This window comes from uncultured Thalassolituus sp. (assembly GCF_950066645.1).
GTDB lineage: Bacteria > Pseudomonadota > Gammaproteobacteria > Pseudomonadales > Oceanobacteraceae > Thalassolituus.
This window is the reverse complement of record NZ_CATMFB010000005.1, coordinates 182,996-198,682: the sequence shown is the minus strand read 5'-3', so window position 1 is coordinate 198,682 and position 15,687 is coordinate 182,996. Positions and strand designations below refer to the sequence as shown.

Annotated in this window: 16 protein-coding genes; 3 read left to right on the top strand and 13 right to left on the bottom strand. The window is 54.9% G+C overall.

Features of this window, described 5'->3' with window-relative positions; translation table 11 throughout:
* Window positions 1–6 precede the first annotated feature (6 nt).
* From Q1L85_RS06640 to Q1L85_RS06585, 12 genes are read right to left on the bottom strand one after another with little or no spacing between them, the layout of a single operon-like run.
* On the bottom strand, window positions 7–402 hold the full coding sequence (locus Q1L85_RS06640; protein ID WP_300427258.1) for a GPW/gp25 family protein: 396 nt from the start codon (window positions 400–402) through the stop codon (window positions 7–9).
* Between the two features lie 2 nt (window positions 403–404).
* Complete coding sequence (locus Q1L85_RS06635) at window positions 405–2,255, bottom strand: hypothetical protein (RefSeq protein ID WP_300427260.1); 1,851 nt, start codon at window positions 2,253–2,255, stop codon at window positions 405–407.
* Between the two features lie 8 nt (window positions 2,256–2,263).
* Entirely contained in the window at window positions 2,264–2,902 is a 639-nt protein-coding gene (locus Q1L85_RS06630) for a phage baseplate assembly protein V (RefSeq protein WP_300427262.1), read from the bottom strand.
* Window positions 2,899–3,951: a phage late control D family protein gene (locus Q1L85_RS06625; protein ID WP_300427263.1), complete on the bottom strand. Its 1,053-nt coding sequence runs from the start codon at window positions 3,949–3,951 to the stop codon at window positions 2,899–2,901. Before Q1L85_RS06625 ends, Q1L85_RS06630 begins: the two co-directional genes overlap by 4 nt.
* 5 nt (window positions 3,952–3,956) lie before the next feature.
* On the bottom strand, window positions 3,957–4,121 hold the full coding sequence (locus tag Q1L85_RS06620; protein ID WP_300427266.1) for a hypothetical protein: 165 nt from the start codon (window positions 4,119–4,121) through the stop codon (window positions 3,957–3,959).
* Window positions 4,122–4,130: 9 nt separating this feature from the next.
* Window positions 4,131–4,991: a hypothetical protein gene (locus tag Q1L85_RS06615; protein WP_300427267.1), complete on the bottom strand. Its 861-nt coding sequence runs from the start codon at window positions 4,989–4,991 to the stop codon at window positions 4,131–4,133.
* Entirely contained in the window at window positions 4,988–5,479 is a 492-nt protein-coding gene (locus tag Q1L85_RS06610; protein WP_300427268.1) for a phage tail protein, read from the bottom strand. The genes Q1L85_RS06615 and Q1L85_RS06610 overlap by 4 nt, the downstream gene beginning before the upstream one ends.
* Window positions 5,472–6,971, bottom strand: coding sequence for a hypothetical protein (locus Q1L85_RS06605; protein WP_300432645.1), 1,500 nt, complete (start codon window positions 6,969–6,971; stop codon window positions 5,472–5,474). The genes Q1L85_RS06610 and Q1L85_RS06605 overlap by 8 nt, the downstream gene beginning before the upstream one ends.
* A gap of 7 nt (window positions 6,972–6,978) precedes the next feature.
* On the bottom strand, window positions 6,979–7,440 hold the full coding sequence (locus tag Q1L85_RS06600) for a phage tail protein (RefSeq protein WP_300427270.1): 462 nt from the start codon (window positions 7,438–7,440) through the stop codon (window positions 6,979–6,981).
* A gap of 47 nt (window positions 7,441–7,487) precedes the next feature.
* Complete coding sequence (locus Q1L85_RS06595) at window positions 7,488–9,638, bottom strand: phage tail sheath subtilisin-like domain-containing protein (protein WP_300427272.1); 2,151 nt, start codon at window positions 9,636–9,638, stop codon at window positions 7,488–7,490.
* A gap of 21 nt (window positions 9,639–9,659) precedes the next feature.
* Entirely contained in the window at window positions 9,660–10,442 is a 783-nt protein-coding gene (locus Q1L85_RS06590; RefSeq protein WP_300427273.1) for a hypothetical protein, read from the bottom strand.
* A complete protein-coding gene (locus Q1L85_RS06585; protein WP_300427274.1) occupies window positions 10,442–11,029 on the bottom strand; it encodes a DUF4255 domain-containing protein in 588 nt (195 codons plus the stop codon). The genes Q1L85_RS06590 and Q1L85_RS06585 overlap by 1 nt, the downstream gene beginning before the upstream one ends.
* 642 nt (window positions 11,030–11,671) lie before the next feature.
* Here Q1L85_RS06585 and nadA point away from each other — a divergent pair.
* On the top strand, window positions 11,672–12,709 hold the full coding sequence (nadA, locus tag Q1L85_RS06580) for a quinolinate synthase NadA (protein WP_300432642.1): 1,038 nt from the start codon (window positions 11,672–11,674) through the stop codon (window positions 12,707–12,709).
* On the opposite strand, the gene Q1L85_RS06575 is transcribed toward nadA, so the two are convergent.
* Window positions 12,710–14,152, bottom strand: coding sequence for a M48 family metalloprotease (locus Q1L85_RS06575; protein ID WP_300428121.1), 1,443 nt, complete (start codon window positions 14,150–14,152; stop codon window positions 12,710–12,712).
* 129 nt (window positions 14,153–14,281) lie between these two features.
* Between Q1L85_RS06575 and Q1L85_RS06570 the strand changes: the two genes are divergently transcribed.
* Both Q1L85_RS06570 and Q1L85_RS06565 read left to right on the top strand, forming a co-directional pair.
* The gene (locus tag Q1L85_RS06570) at window positions 14,282–14,533 is read left to right on the top strand and encodes a sulfurtransferase TusA family protein (RefSeq protein ID WP_300428122.1); all 252 of its coding nucleotides are present in this window, start codon (window positions 14,282–14,284) and stop codon (window positions 14,531–14,533) included.
* Between the two features lies 1 nt (window position 14,534).
* Window positions 14,535–15,608 carry an AI-2E family transporter gene (locus Q1L85_RS06565; RefSeq protein ID WP_300428123.1) on the top strand — a complete coding sequence of 358 codons (1,074 nt, stop codon included), beginning with the start codon at window positions 14,535–14,537 and terminating at the stop codon, window positions 15,606–15,608.
* Window positions 15,609–15,687: the final 79 nt, after the last annotated feature.

The following is a 15,687-nucleotide window of genomic DNA, read 5'->3' as shown; positions in this document are numbered from 1 at the left end:
TCCTCCTTACACGCCGAGATTCAGGCGCAGTCCCAGCGACGATGGGACCTGGTTATGCCGCAGGCGATAACGGACATTGATGTGTACCTCTGCCAGACTTCCGCTGACCTGGCTGACATCAACACCATCGACAATCACGCGGGTCTCCCAGACCGTCAGTGATTTGCGGACAACACCGGCAATCAGATTGCGGGTGGTTTCATTATTTGGCTGGTGAATAAAACGCGACAGCCCTGCGCCAAAAGCGGGACGCTGAAGTCTTTCACCGGGCCGGGTGAGCAGAATATTGAGCATGCTTTCACGGACGCTCTCGTCATTTTCTGACCAGGCGAGTTGCCCTTCGTCAGATATTCCACCCAGTGGCCAGCTGATAATGTTCGGAATAGGGGCGCGTGGGCTCATGATCATCGTCCTTTCGGTATCGAAGGAAACGGCAGGCAGATTTTTACCCACGGCATCCAGAAGAAAATAATGTTCAGCAGAGAGACCATAATCATCAGCAGGATCATGGCCACTAATGTCACGACTGGAAGACTGAACGAGCAGATCCATTGCACAGTTGAGGCTACTGAGGTGTCGATATTGACGGTGTCTTCACTGACGCCTTTTTTCAGCTTCAGCGCATTGACCAGTGCGAAGGTGTCCCCGGGTGTAAGAATACTTGCGCCTTTGGCCATACCTCGTTTCAGGTCTTTAAGAGATGGCATAGGGATCAGAGAAGGGCGGCTGGCCATCGGATCGAAACTGGCAGCCACACGGAATAAATCCGACTGAGCGAGTGGATCAGCCCAGGTGATCTGTTCTCCACCCTGATCTGTCACTGAACGCAGGAATGGAATAATCCGATAGTTATCCTGACGGCCCTGTCCGAACTTAGGCAGTGGAATTTCACGGGTTGTTGCCAGAGTAAGATTGCGCAGGCGGGCACCCAACTGTTGTCGTAGTAACTCGGCATCGCTTTCTGATACTGACAGTGAATAACTGAGCACTCCATTGCCGTCGGCGTTGGGCAAGGGTGGGAGTTGAGGCAGATTTTCGATGCCTCCAACACTGTCTGCGAGTACCTCGACGTCCGCGATCCAGCGTACCAGAGGGTTATTTTCTTTCTGCGCGAAGCAGTCTTTCAGATATTGCCCAAGACTCAGGCCCGCAGAGACAAACTGCAATGACAGAGTGCCGGCGTTAAGCGTTTGCTGAAATACTTCGTTCACACCTGAGAAGGAAGAAAAAAATGAAACCGGCAGCACGGGCATCTGAAAAAACAGATCGGGATTATAAAAATTCAGACGGTCACAGGCTTGCTGAAGCCCTGAATTATCAGGCAGATTTTCTTCACCCAGATGATAGCGATTGACGAGCTGTGACAGCATAGTGGCAAGCGCCACTGTAGGCCGTCCACGGTTGACCTGCAGACCATCGTCACTGTTCCAACCCTCTGTTGGAACACCAGATTTATAGCCAAATGGCCAGGGAAGGTTGGCGATAGATAGCTGATTAATTTCTTCGGCTTCATCGTCACTGAGTTCGGGTTGGCGTTCGTAATAGAATCCACCCAGCGGTACATAGCCAAACAGAAGTGTGCGGCATTTTCCCTGCTTATCTTTTATTTTCAGTGGATGAAGAGGGTGAATTTCTTCTCCGCTGTAGGTGTTCTGATCTTTGTTGCGATGAAGCACGCCGTTGCGGCACAGACGACGGCTAAGATCGGGGTCATCTTTCAGCAACCCCCGATGTTGCCAACCTACTGCTTCGCCATCTTCCAGAATCCAGCCGAACTGTTTTTTCACCTGAGTAAATTGCGGTTTACCGCGGCTGCGGGCATCGCTTTTCTGGTTCAGCGTCAGCCTGTTGAAAACCCCTTTCTTCTCCGCAATATCCTGCGTAAAACCGTCACCTTCCTTGTTTCTGAGCGGAATTTTTACCAGAGATTCTCTGCGGATCACAAACCCTGAGGATGCGATTTTCGCGGGATCGAGTGCAGGCTCTCCGAGGCGGTTACATGCCACTTCGCAGCAGACAATATGAAAGGCCCGGTGGGTGGGAAGACGTAATACCGGGCGGTCGTCAAAGTCGCTGTGGCGTTCTTCTTCCTGCCATTCACTGAACTGGATGCCCGAAAAACGCTGTTGCTGAATATCCTGCTGAAAACGCGCAATAAAATCGGCGTCAAGATAACGAAGTAAGGTGGCCTGGCGTTTATTTTCGAAGAATGCAGGCTTAAGGATAACGTCGTGGAGTTTATGCTGACTGTTCATACGTCACCTCACCAGATATTCCCGGCGCCGGGTGTGTAGGTCGTGCCTACCACTGACGTCGCTATGATAGTGTCGCACTGGACCACCCCACTGAAGCGGGACATACCCGCATCTACCTGAACCATGCTGGCGCTGACACTCACGTTGGTGGCATTAATATTCACCGGGCCACCACTGTCGATACTGATGTCCGAAGCGGAGAGCTTGATACTCTGGCTGCCGCGTTCTATGGTCAGCTCGCCGCCGCCGCTCTCATCAATCGTGATGTGGTATCCGGAGCGGGTGGTGAGTGACACATTGGGCTCTTCGTCACTGAATTCCAGAACCGTACCGGCGGGGGTTTTGATCACATAATGATCCTGTACGGCATCGGCTTCTGCAGGTTGACTGTCTGATCCCTGCCAGACACTGCCCAGAACCATTGGCATGTCGTGACTGATAAAGCTGACCACCACGATTTCGTCGACGCGAGGAATAAAACTGGTGCCATAATCCGGACCCGCAGAAGGCACAACGACACTGGCCCAGAGCTCCAGTGGGGTAGATTGCAGGCGCACTTTTACACGACCGCGCTGGTCCGGATCACTGTTGTCCGTGACCTGCGCCAGTTGCAGCGACTGTAACTGTCCGGGAGTGTGGACGTTCATGCAGGGCTCCAGTCTGAACGGTTAACTTTAATGTGGGTCTCGAACCCCGAGCGCCGATCAAAGCGATGGGTACAATGGGCAACCTGATAACGTCCGCTGAGTCGTGGTGATACACCGCTCAATTCAACTTCACGGCCACTTCTCAGGGCAGCATCCCCCTGACAGATAATGTCACCTTGAATAAACCTGCGGGCCTGGCGACGAAAATGGGCTTTGGCATAGGCCTCGGCCTCAGCGACCGAGCGGGCGAAGGGTTGGGGGATGGTCTCTTCGCCTTCCCAACTGAGGTCGCTCAATGTATCAGCCGCGCTGGTGGCGGAAGGTGCCGGTGTCATGCTGTCGCTGCTATGGTCGACAGCTTCTCCGGTCGCCAGGTTGTATCCCTGGCTGATGGAGGATTTTGGCTGGTGGTTCAGGTCAGCAGTCAGTCTTACCTGAATAGCATTGTCCTGCGCACTGAGTTCTACCGGAGCACTGTCACTCTCTTCTGAACGGGCACGGAGTGACCCGTCGCTGATCCGGGGAGAAATATCGAAGCGGTCACAGATGCGCAGCATAAAGGCCAGATCACTTTCATTAATCTGGTGCCAGCTATCGACGATGCCAGAGACCTGAACGTCGGTAGATAAACCAAGGTCTCCAGCCAGCGCTTGAATCACGTCGTCGGGGGATTGCTCTTCATAAACACGGTTCTGACGTTTGCGCGCCAGACGGTGCAGTTTATCCTGCAATAACAGAGTAAGGAGAGGCGCGCCTTCGCCGTATTCCTCTTCAATTGCGGTCACTTCTCCGCTGAAAATCACGACCGGCTCCGGTTGTCCCATCTGTATGTCGATTTCCGCTCCCGGCAGAATGTCTGCAAAAAGAAAATCGGGTTCCTGGCCACCTTCCGGGGTACCCCAGTTGCTGAATGACAACTCCGCGTGAGCAGAGCCTCGCAGCACCTGGTTGACTACCATGCTGCCGAGGGCATCGCTCACGTCACCGCGCTCTTCACCATTCACCATGATGATCGGGGTGCTGTTAAAAAAAGCCTCAGGAGTCGTCATGTATTTCAGTCCACTAATAAACGTTTCTGGCGCTGCTGCTGTTTGTCCAGCAGTCGTATTAAGTCTCGTGCTACCGGTGGCATGGCTTGTTGCTCTGCTGGCTGCGTGGCGCTGCTCTGCACGTTGGCAGAGGGCACGTCGGCAATTACTTCATCGATAATGACTGGCATATCTGCTCCTTATTCAAAGCCGACACCGGCATCCGTGTTGACGCGCAGCAGTGCGGCGGCGCTGATGGACGCACTGACTCCGGCTGTGCTGTTGGCACTGGCATTCATGGAAACGCTGGCACCGAGACCGGCGCTGATGCCAGCGGATAAACCGCCCTGGGGGCGACACCCCGGTGTGGGCTTAGCCAACACCGATACGCCCGGCATGCGGGGGTGTTCGATGTCGTTGTATTTCGCGGTATCGCGCCAGTTATCTTTGCCTTCGCTGGGGCCTGGGACGGGGGTGTCTTCCTGTTCAGGTTTTGGTTTTGCCTCGTCGTCCTGACCGGTCGGTGACAGTTGCGGCAGAGCAGGGCTGGCCGGTTCGACCCCGTCGGTGCGCTGGCGGAACTGAAAACGGTCTTCTTTCAGTTTGAGAGCGAGCTTGGCGCGCAAAGGTCGTCCCTGCGGAGAGAAATATTCGAGGGTTTCGTCGTAGCTCTCGACCATGCCGATAAATTCGAAGCTGCCCCACTGGAACAGGCAGCGTTTGGGTGCCTTCATATCGCTGCCGGATTCTTCGGGCTTAATAAAGGTTTCAGCGACCCGGCGGGTCAGATCGCGGACATCAGAGCCTTCAGTAAAATCATCCCCTGCATCTTCATCCGCACGGGTGGTATCAAACAGCAGATCAAGCGACAGGGTTGATGAGCTTTTATCGACGAACTGTGCAGCACTGCTGCTGCCATCTCGCTCGTTGGCCTTCAGCGTATTAGACAGAGTGACCTTCAGGCTTACCGGGTTAAACTGCACATCGATGGCGTTATCCATATCCGGGTCATCGTTTTCACCGGTAACTGGAATCAGTTTGCCGCGTTCCGGATGGCTCATGGCTGTGCTCCTTGTGCGCTGTCGTTCGCCTGACGCTCCAGTTCAAGCCCTTCGTGAACCAGTTGAACTTCCTCTATTGCGACCTGGCTTGATGTGGAATTCAGGTCTGGCCCTTTGAATTTTGTTGCCATTACTCCCTGTAATTTCCAGGTCATGACCGGGTTTTCACTGCCGCCTTTTCCGGGGTTGCCTAACACGATGATTTCACCATGCAGGCGATAGCCATAGTTGGCACCGCGGGTGCTGGCATCAAACCAGCTCCAGAGATCATTGACCGATGTCACTCCCCGCTTCAGTGTCATGGGCGCGAACTTGGTCTGTCCCGCCCGTTGCAGCTCGCCCCAGTTACGGCCACCTTCCTGAATGGCTTTGGGTTCCATCGTCAGCTCAAAGCCACTGACTTCACTGAAACGGCCGCTGCACAGCAACTGGTTATTGCCACTGTTGTAAAGGTTGACCTTAAAGCGGAAAGGAACAAATTCAGACATGTCCGATCTCCGTCTGCCAGTCGCTGCCGGTGTTGGTAAAAGTCAGGCGGATGCGGTCGATTGGCAGTGCTGGCGCTATTTCAATTTCGAGCAGCAGTGTGCTTTCACCTGAGGGAATCTGACGTAACGTAAATGCGTCTTCGGCGCGTTGTCCCCGGAGTGCGCCGCGCTGCCAGAGGGTGCGAAGAAAGCGCTCAATCAACAGCCGTGGGCGGGGGTCCGATGCATCGGCACTGAAGACGAGTTGCTCTCCGAAGCGCGTAAGTTGTCGGCGCAGATAACCGAGAAGGCGCATGAGCTCGGCTGAGCGGAAACCATCAAAGCGACTCAGGTCGGTTGAATTCAGATAATCATCGGCAGGTAATGCCGGTACGCACAGGCGCTCATCATCCAGTTCTACCCGCTGATTTCTGCGCTCCAGCAGGGAGATGCCCGGAGCATCACGAAGTGTCAGTAACTGCGCGCGGTTCAGCCTAGGGTAAGGGAAGTTAGCCGAGCTGAGAGGCGTGCCTGCCACCGAGCGCCACGGGCCTTTCTGCAACGCAGTGGCAGACTGGCTACCACTGACGATACCGGTCGGTGAGAGTAACGGCCGTCCCTGACCCCGGAGATAGGGATACACAAACTGGATCTGTCTCAGCACTGAGGGGGTGTCAGATGTGCGTAACTGATTCAGTATCGCCAGAGCCTCTGTGTCGGCACCGGGAGTATCCGACTGCTCAAGGTATGCCAGAGGCAAAGTCATCAGACATTGAATATCGGGGCGATAACGACTCAGCCACGGCAGAATATTCTGTAACACCTGACGGAAGTTCAGTGGATCAGGCAGATCATCCAGCGCCATTTCGTCGTCGTTGCGTCGCTCCCTGTGGTCGTCATCAAGCGACTGAGAGCAGGGCAGAAATGCGGGTTGCGGATTATCCAGCCGGACCCGGGGAACATCGGGGAGTCGGGCAGGAATCTGTAGCCGTTCCAGGTCTGGCAGGCAGATTTCGCCGATCTCCGGAATAACGAGCAGGCTTGCTAACCCCTTGAGACTGGAGACATCGGTCAGGTTGGTTTGCACAGATGGGAAGAACCCTGCCTGAAACTCTTCTTCCGGGATGGCAATAATCCAGAGCTTGCTACCGCCATTCGCAAAAAAATCATCGACACAGGGCGCAAGCCAGCTACGACGTCCGGCGAGAACACTGTGATAAAGAGCATTCTCGGTTGCTGCCTGAGGGAATATGTCGTGAAACTCCGACGCCGAGCGCAGCGGAATAGGGAGGTGATGCAGGCTGGCATTGTCCGGATCAGCCATGATCGAGTGCAGTTGCTCTGCAAACCCGGCTTCGCGGATTTCCTTGAGCGCATCTGCCAGTGCCAGCAGTCGCTGCGCGCGTACTTTCCCCGGACAATGTCCAAGCATCGCCACCTGTAGCGGCAGTTCTGTCTGACGCTCAGGACGGGGGGTAAGGACGACGCGTGCGGCGAGTGCTTCCTGCATCATGATCCGGTTATTCCTGCTCGATATGTTCGACAGACAGCACCAGTTCTTCCATTGCGACATCACTGCCGCCTTTGGCTGTCAGGGTTGGGCCTGTCCATTTGATCGGCATGGCGTTGATCAATTTCCAGGTGACCACCGCTGACGAACTGGTCGGATCTTCGTTTTTGAGTTTTATCGTTACGTTGCGTTTAGCGCCGACATTACCGGCGCGGATTTCTTCGAGCCAGCTATAGATATTGCCTGCGCCTATGACGCCGCGCTTCAGAGTCACATCGCCGGATTTATGAATGGCCGGGATCTTACTGACGTAATTTACCGGTGAGTTACCGTTACGGTACTCTGCAACGGTGACTTCTGCATTGAGGCCGGAAACCTCAGAAAAACCACCGGCAATTTCACCTTCTGTGCCGTCGTCGAGATTAACCAGATAGTTAAATACGCTGTACGGCGTTTCACGAAACTGTGCCATGTTCAGGCTCCTTTATCTGTCCCCATTCCGGGGGAATGAGTGATAGATCAGCTGTCAGCCGTTTTCTGACCGATCCGGAAAATCACGAATTCGGCCGGAGTCAGAGCAGCAACCCCTACCTCGCAGACCAGGCGTCCGTTATCGAGATCATTCTGGGTCATAGTGCTGCGGTCACAACGCACGAAATAGGCGGTTTTCGCACTGCCGAGTAAGCGCCCGTTGGCCCATTCGTTGTAGAGAAAATTCTCGATGGTGATGCGGACGTTGTCCCACAGGCGCTCGCCGTTGGGCTCGAACACGACCCACTGAGTTGATTTTTCGATAGAGCGTTCGAGATAGAGGAAGTAGCGACGGACGTTGACGTATTTCCACTCCGGATCGCTCGACAGAGTCCGCCCGCCCCAGACGCGATGCCCGCGGCCTGGGAAAGAGCGCAGGCAGTTAACCCCGGCGGGATTAAGCAGTTCCTGCTGGAAGCGGTTAATCTCCTGAGCAAAGCCGAGTGCGCCGATCACAGGTTCGTTCGCAGGTGCCTTGTGGACGCCTCTCTGTACGTCGGTGTTGGCATAGACACCCGCAATAAAGCCAGCGGGAGGCAGGGCGACAGAAGGCAGTGTGCCACGAGGGTCGGCGGCAGTTACCCAAGGGTAATAAAGGGCCAGACGGCTGTCGTCGAAGTTGCTGCGGAATTCCCTGATTTCAGACAGAGACATCCCCTGACGGCTGTCGACAATACCGACGCGGTAGCGCATCTTCCGGCAATGCTTCTGCATTTCTGCGACGACAGCCTGGTGGTTTGTGGCATCGGCGGATGCGGCTGGGCACATTACGATGGAAATATCTTCAATATCCTCGAATGCAGCAAAGCCTGTGCTGCCGGTCACTTCGTTAATTTCACCACCGTAGTGTACTGCCGCAGGTGTATTGCCATCGTTACCGCCGGTCAGGGTAATCAGATAGCGGGGGCCGTCGACTGACATCGGAGCGGGGCTCATGGCACCTGCGTCGAACAGATCGTAGAGGGCGGTGATAATATTGGCGCCGGTAATACTGTCAGCGAGCTCACACTGAACCGGGCTGGTCAGTGCGTCATAACGTTTGGCTGGGGATTCTGCCAATCGGGTGCTGAGGCTGTTACTGCCAGATGGAGCGGTCGAAATGTCTGCGTAGGTGTAGATCACAGGGCCTTCGGCGCCGCCGTTACGGACATTAATATCGAAAGAACGCTGAACCATCATAGTCCGGATGCTGCCAGAGGCCGCCGCTAATGCGCTCAGATTCAGACTGATTGCAGTAGTGACGCCCGGATTCAGACCTGAGGCATCGACGGTGAATACGGTGCCTGCGGCATTTAACGTTCCACGTAGGGTGGTCAGTGTTCCCCAGTGAGTACCGGTAAAAAAGGCGGACAGGTCGGTTTCGGCACTGAAGTTGAGTACCGCTGACGTACCATCGGCGAGTGCGCCGCTGGCCGGGCGACGGGCCTGGACCTTAGTGAAGGTAACACTGGTATCACTGTCGTTAACCAGACCGGCTTCAAGCAGGTGGTTACCACCATCGAGCAGTGTTGCCGGAGTGACGCTGGCGCCGTTGTCATCGGTAATCTGACAGAGGCCGTCGACAATTTCGTAACTGGTACCGGATTTCCGCACCAGGCCACGGATACTCAGCGGTAACGCCTGGGCACTGGTATCTGAGGCGGTAGCATCTTCACCCAGCCCGGAGGCATCGATGAAGACAATTTCGCCATCGGCTGGGGCTGAAGTGACGACACTGAGCAACAGGTTTTCACTGTCGCGCCAGTCGATTTCCAGCGTGACATTACCCATGGCACCGGGGAAGCGGCTGGAGAAAGTCACATGGCCATTACTGTCTGCCACACTGGCAAAGCCGTCTGTCGGGTTGGTGTAGTTGGCCACACGCGCAACAAAAAGCTGCTTACCACCTCCGTCGAAGAAGGCTTTTGCGGCAAGCGCGGTATAGTTGAGCACTGGCGTTCCGCCCAGACTGAGGTCCGAGACATCGCCATACATGCGGGTAAATTCAGAAAAACTGGTGACAACTTCGGGCATTCCACGCAGAGGGCCTGTCCGGGTCGGACCCGCAATGGCAGCCACACTCGTGCCTACACCCTCAATGGATTTGGAGCGAAAGCTCACTTCCTCTACAAACACACCCGGGGCTAGATATTCAGGCATGGTCTTCTCCTTTCAGACGGGTCATACAGGTTGCACAGCAAGATAAGTCCTGCCGTCAGACCGCAGGGTTGATAGTTCACCGGGTACTGCCGAAAAACCGATGGATTGAGAAAAACTGGCATCGTCAGGAGCACCCAGCTCCATGGCGATAAAATCGTCGGGGTTACTGATCTGGTCTGCGCTGGTGTCATTTCTGCCGTGGATAGTCAACGTCGCGCTGTAATCATCAATACCTTCAGCCAGAGGCGGCAGTCGCAGAAACGGCAGAAGCAGCTCGCCACGGGCATCTGCCTGGGCGCGATAAATCTGAGTTCCCAGTCCGGGTACTGAGATGCTTGCTGTGACAATTGCCCAGGGCAGGGGAGTGGCGTCGGCGGCACGGCCCAGTGACAGCCGCAGACCACCTCCGCGGTTAAAGCGTACGGCCACCGGTGCGGGATAAAGTGTCAGGGCATGTCCGGTGGGCGGATTGTTGCCTGCGGTGACTGAAAATCTTCTCGGAAGGTAATGCCCGCCCGGATCTGACACTGTGCCAGCCAGTGTGTAGGTGCCGGCGGTCGTAAATGCCTTGTCGGAATCGTCTGCGACGCCATCTGAGACAGACGCACCCGCCCGGCGCCAGAAGACGCACTTACCCGTACCTTCCCGCATGGCCAGATCACGGGGCGACTGAGACAACTCGAGCTGCAGTGGCCTGGCGACTCTGCGCATCGCTGAAATGTCGGCGGCACTGCTGCCGTCCAGCCAGAATATCTGATCACTGGCATGGAGAATGGTGGATTCGAGAACCTGAATCTGGCGCATCAGACACTCCCTCCGGCAAGTACCCGACTGACCAGAACTCCACCTTCCGTACGTTGTGGCTGAAGTCGCAATCGGACAGTCTTGGCGACGTAGGCCATGGTTGAGGTATAGGGCGATTCAAATACATCCCAGATACGCATCAGGTCTTCTGTTGTTGTGTCTTCCGGGGTGATGGTCAGCACCTCGTTTTCCCCCCAGCCGGCATCGGACGCCTGCAGGTGTGAGATATCGAACTGGCTGTGATTCGCGAGTTCGACCATCGCCCAACTCATCAGATCAGCTTCTATCGCGGCACTGCCGGCGTTGGCAATCAGGAGGAAGTGCAGGTTCAGCGGCAGCTCTGCGCTGGTATCGCTGAGGTCATTGCCACGTGGGGCGAAGTACCGGCTACGCCCGTGTTCATCAATGGTGATGCGGTGCAGGTAGATGCCCAGCATGTTGCCGGTCAGGCGATTGGCGATGTCACTGCTGCCCAGAATCTCGACCTTGGCATTGGTGGGGCCATCGCTGAGATCATCAGGCAGGCGGCTCTTGAAGAATGCTTCAAGTGCTCTCAATACGCCCTGTACTCCCTTGTACGATGCCATACGTGCTCCTTCACGAATCTGAATCTGTCCGAGGTTCAACAGCGGGGTTTTCGCTGGTTCGTCGGGCAGCGGCAAAATAGAAGCACGCTGAAAAAAGCACGGTCAATACAACACTAAAGTGTGGCGTCAATGTCCTGGTGGCGCTGAATGGCTAGTGAAAATTGAATAAGGATTACCGGTAAATGTATGAGTCTACTTACGCCATTTTTGTCGTCGAAAGACATGGGGGCGTGTGCTTTTTGCTCTGCTGTATGATCTAACCCAGTGAACTCAATCGACTTTTTATTTCAGAACAGATGTTTCTGGATTTCTGGTGAGATTTTCCACAGCGGCCAGACCAGCACAGGCCAGAACTGTGCCAGACTGAGGTGGAATGAGACATTACACGCCAGTGAAGAGGGGCAGTATTTGCCGCAGGATTCTGCATGTTGTCGTCAGGTGTCCAGCAAAATCTTTCAAACAGGCCAAAGTGACAACGCACTGAGGATGCCGGTTCACGATTGAAAAACTGGCCCTTTGCACTTATTTAAGAAGAGTGTGGTAAAATCGCGCGCTTATTTTTATCTGCGCGTTGTGGTTCTGTATGAGAGAAACAGTCCACAGTCACACGCCAGCCGTTGATAATTTACAGAATTGAGCACCATGAACCTGACCCCTGAGAATTTGATCCGTGAGCACTGGGCCCGTCAACCAGAGGCCCGCAGCGAAGCTGATAAGGCGCTGCTGATTGAAGAGATCCGCCAGCTGCTGCGCCAGGAGGATGCCGTGATTGTTGCTCATTACTATACAGACCCTGAAATTCAGGCTCTGGCGGAAGAAACGGGTGGGTGCGTTGCGGATTCTCTGGAGATGGCGCGCTTCGGTCATGATCATCCGGCCAGTACTCTGCTGGTGGCTGGTGTTCGCTTTATGGGAGAAACTGCCAAGATTCTGAGCCCGGAAAAGCGCATTCTGATGCCGACACTGGAGGCCACCTGTTCCCTCGACATCGGCTGTCCGGTGGAGAGCTTCTCAGAATTCTGCGATCAGCACCCTGACCGCACTGTGGTGGTGTACGCAAATACATCGGCAGCGGTGAAAGCACGGGCCGATTGGGTCGTGACATCGAGTATTGCGCTGGACGTTGTCAATCACCTCAAAGAGCAGGGGCAAAAGCTGATCTGGGCGCCTGACAAGCATCTTGGCTCGTACGTCGAGCGCGAGACCGGGGCTGACATGCTGCTCTGGGACAGCGCCTGTATCGTGCATGACGAGTTCCGGGCGAAAGGCGTAGAAGACCTGAAGAAAGTGTATCCGGACGCTGCCATACTCGTTCACCCGGAATCTCCCGAAGCCGTTGTTAAGCTGGCGGATGTAGTTGGTTCAACCAGTCAGTTGATCGCAGCTGCGCGTGATCTGCCGAACGACACTCTGATCGTTGCCACGGATAAAGCGATTTTTTACAAGATGCAGCAGGCGGCGACAGGCAAACTGCTGATTGAAGCCCCTACAGCTGGAAACGGCGCGACCTGCCGCAGCTGTGCTCATTGCCCGTGGATGGCCATGAACGCTCTCGATAATATCCGTGATGTGCTTAAGTCAGGCGATCAGGAGATTCTGATCGATGAAAGCGTTCGTCAGAAAGCGGTCGTCAGTCTGCAGCGTATGCTGAATTTCAATAAACCAGTGACGGCAGCCTGATCAGGGTCTGCCGCGACTGTCTTTTAAAGGCTCGACGACTTTCAGTCGTTCCCGGATAGCCGCTTCTCTCTGGAAGTCGCTCAGGCGAGCCGCCTCTTTAATGGCCGAGCGGAGTTGCTGCGCGGCTTCCTGTTTGCGGCCGCTGTAGAAATAGCTTTCCCCCAGTGCCCGGTAGGCCAGTACAGAATCCCCTGAGGTTGATGCCGTTTTACTGAGAGTTGCCCAATACGCCGGGTTTTCCGGATAATCTTCAGTGATTTTTTTGAGTATTGCGACCGCTTCAGGCGCTTTGCCGCTCCGGTCGAGTAACATGGCCTGGGTCAGTCTCAGACTGAGATCAGCGGGATAATTCCGACGCGCTTCTTTCACCATTGTCAGTGCCGTACCGGCATCGCCCATCTCGGCCGTTAACTGTGCGCGCAACGCGGTGACGGCGGGATGAGCGTAGGTAATCTGGTCTGCATAAGCTGCACCTTTCTTCCAGTCTTCGCGATTAAAGGAGAGTCTCGCCAGGGCGTACAGAAGTGCATTTCTGCTGTCGTGATTCTCTGAGGTGTCAGGGCCAGATTTTTCCAGGCGCCGTTCAAGCTCAGCGAGTGCTTCATCTTTCAGCTGATAGCGTGCCTCGGCAAGTAACCTGAGCACCTGAAAACTGAAACTGCGCTGTCGTTGCTTTTCCGGGTACTGTGCTGCACGGCCGGCGGCATCGGCTACCCGCGCGCTTGTCAGTGGGTGGGTCATCAGAAACTCAAGTGAGCTGCCACGATAACGGCTTGCCGACATCATGTTGCTGAACATATCTGTCATTGCATGGGCATCCATTCCGCTGCGACTCAGGGTGACCATGCCCAGACGGTCGGCTTCGCGTTCAAAGTCGCGGCTATAGGCCAGCTGATTCTGTATAGCGGCGGCCTGACTCCCGACCAGGCCTGCTACGCCGGCGTCCGTATTGTTAGTTGCAATAAGAACGATACTCGCCAGCAAGGTTGCCAGCGTTACCGGGTCGCGACGCTGAGCCGCCTCGACCTGGCGGGCGAAATGACGCTGGCTGAGGTGTGCCAGCTCGTGTGCCAGTACAGAAGCGACCTGATCTTCGTCGTCGCTGTACAGCAGTAGGCCCAGGTTAATACCCACGATCCCCCCGGGTACCGCAAACGCATTCAGTTCGGGACTATCGACAACAATGATCGAGAGATCGGTATCCTGTAAGCCGGAGTGTGGAACAAGCTCGTAGACCAGGTCGCGGAACCAGGTAATAGCAAGCGGATCATCAATGGTCGGAGCCTGAGAGCGGAGGGCGCGCAACCACTCCTGCCCCAGCTCTTTTTCCTGATGAAGTGATATCAGGCCGGAGGTACTGTCTCCCAGTGAGGGAAGCTCCTGTGTGGCAGATGTGCTTCCTGCGGATGCCAGCAGCAGAAGGAGTGTTAGCAGACGTTTCAAGTAAAATGGTCCCGGCCAGTAGTTGCTTTGGTCTTTCTGTGACTGTGCACAAAAAACGGGGTTCCGTACAGCATACAGAAGTCTTGTGCTGCCGTATAATCAGCGCGATTGATGTCAGGAGTATAAAAGGTGACTGGAGAAACCGGAGAGTCCGGGGCTGGCAATGATCTGGATCTGACAGGGCTCGAATGTCCGATGCCGCTGTTACGAACTAAACTTGCTTTGCGGAATCTCAGTGCCGGAGAGACCATCCGGGTAATGGCGTCCGATCCCGGCAGTGCCCGGGATATTCCGAAGTTTATTGATATGAGTCCACACGAGCTGTTATCCGTGGACGAGTCAGAAAGTCTCTATTGTTTTGTAATCAGGAAAGGGGAGTAACATGCTCAAGGTAGTACGGCGCTGGATTGACCGGTATTTCTCAGATGAAGAAGCGCTGACACTGATGTTGATCCTGATTGCCCTTCTTCTCGTCATTCTGGCGCTCGGCAATGTACTTGCTCCTTTTCTGACGGCTGTTGTGGTCGCTTATCTTCTGCAAGGGGCGATGAACTACTGCAAGCGTCGCGGTATGGGACATCTTTCTGCCACGATCGCGGTATTTCTGTTGTTCATGACCGTTATGTTGACGTTGATCCTGATTATCCTGCCCGCCACCTGGAATCAGGCTGTTCAGTTTATCTCCGAGATTCCGCGCATGGCCTCAAAAGGGCAGGAGCTGATGATGCTGCTGCCAGAAAAGTATCCTGAGCTGGTGTCGGTCGACCAGGTGAAACAGTGGACTAAGCAGATTACCGATGAACTGGCCTCTCTCGGGCAGTTAGCGGTGACCTTCTCACTGAGTGGGATCGCCGGGTTGATGGGGTTACTGATTTACTGCGTACTGGTGCCTATCCTGGTGTTTTTCCTGCTGAAAGACTCCACCCAGATCGTGAACTGGATGACGGCGTTTCTGCCCAGTAAGCGGAATCTGCTGACAAACGTCTGGGCTGAAATGGACGTTCAGATCGCCAATTATATCCGGGGTAAGGCGGTTGAGATCGTCATCGTTGGTGGTGTCAGTTACATCGCATTTGTGATTTTTGGACTGAACTATGCCGCGCTGCTGGCAATTGCTGTGGGATTCTCTGTTCTGATTCCCTATATCGGTGCAGCGGTCGTCACTGTACCGATTGCCCTGGTGGGCTACTTCCAGTGGGGATGGAACGAAACTTTTTTCTGGTTAATGGCGGTTTATGCCGTAATTCAGGCGCTTGATGGCAATGTTCTGGTACCGCTGCTTTTCTCGGAGGTCGTGAATCTACACCCGGTTGCAATTATTGTTGCTGTGCTGATTTTTGGTGGTCTCTGGGGCTTCTGGGGTGTGTTTTTTGCCATTCCGCTGGCGACTTTATTCAAAGCGATACTGAGAGCCTGGCCGGTTGCACTGTCTAACGGGCCAGATGTCAGTAACTGACTTGTCAGTGGCAGGTTGCGCCAGTAGACTTGCCCCTCTGTTCACCACGTCCTCCGGGCGGATAATAAAAAATTCGGGA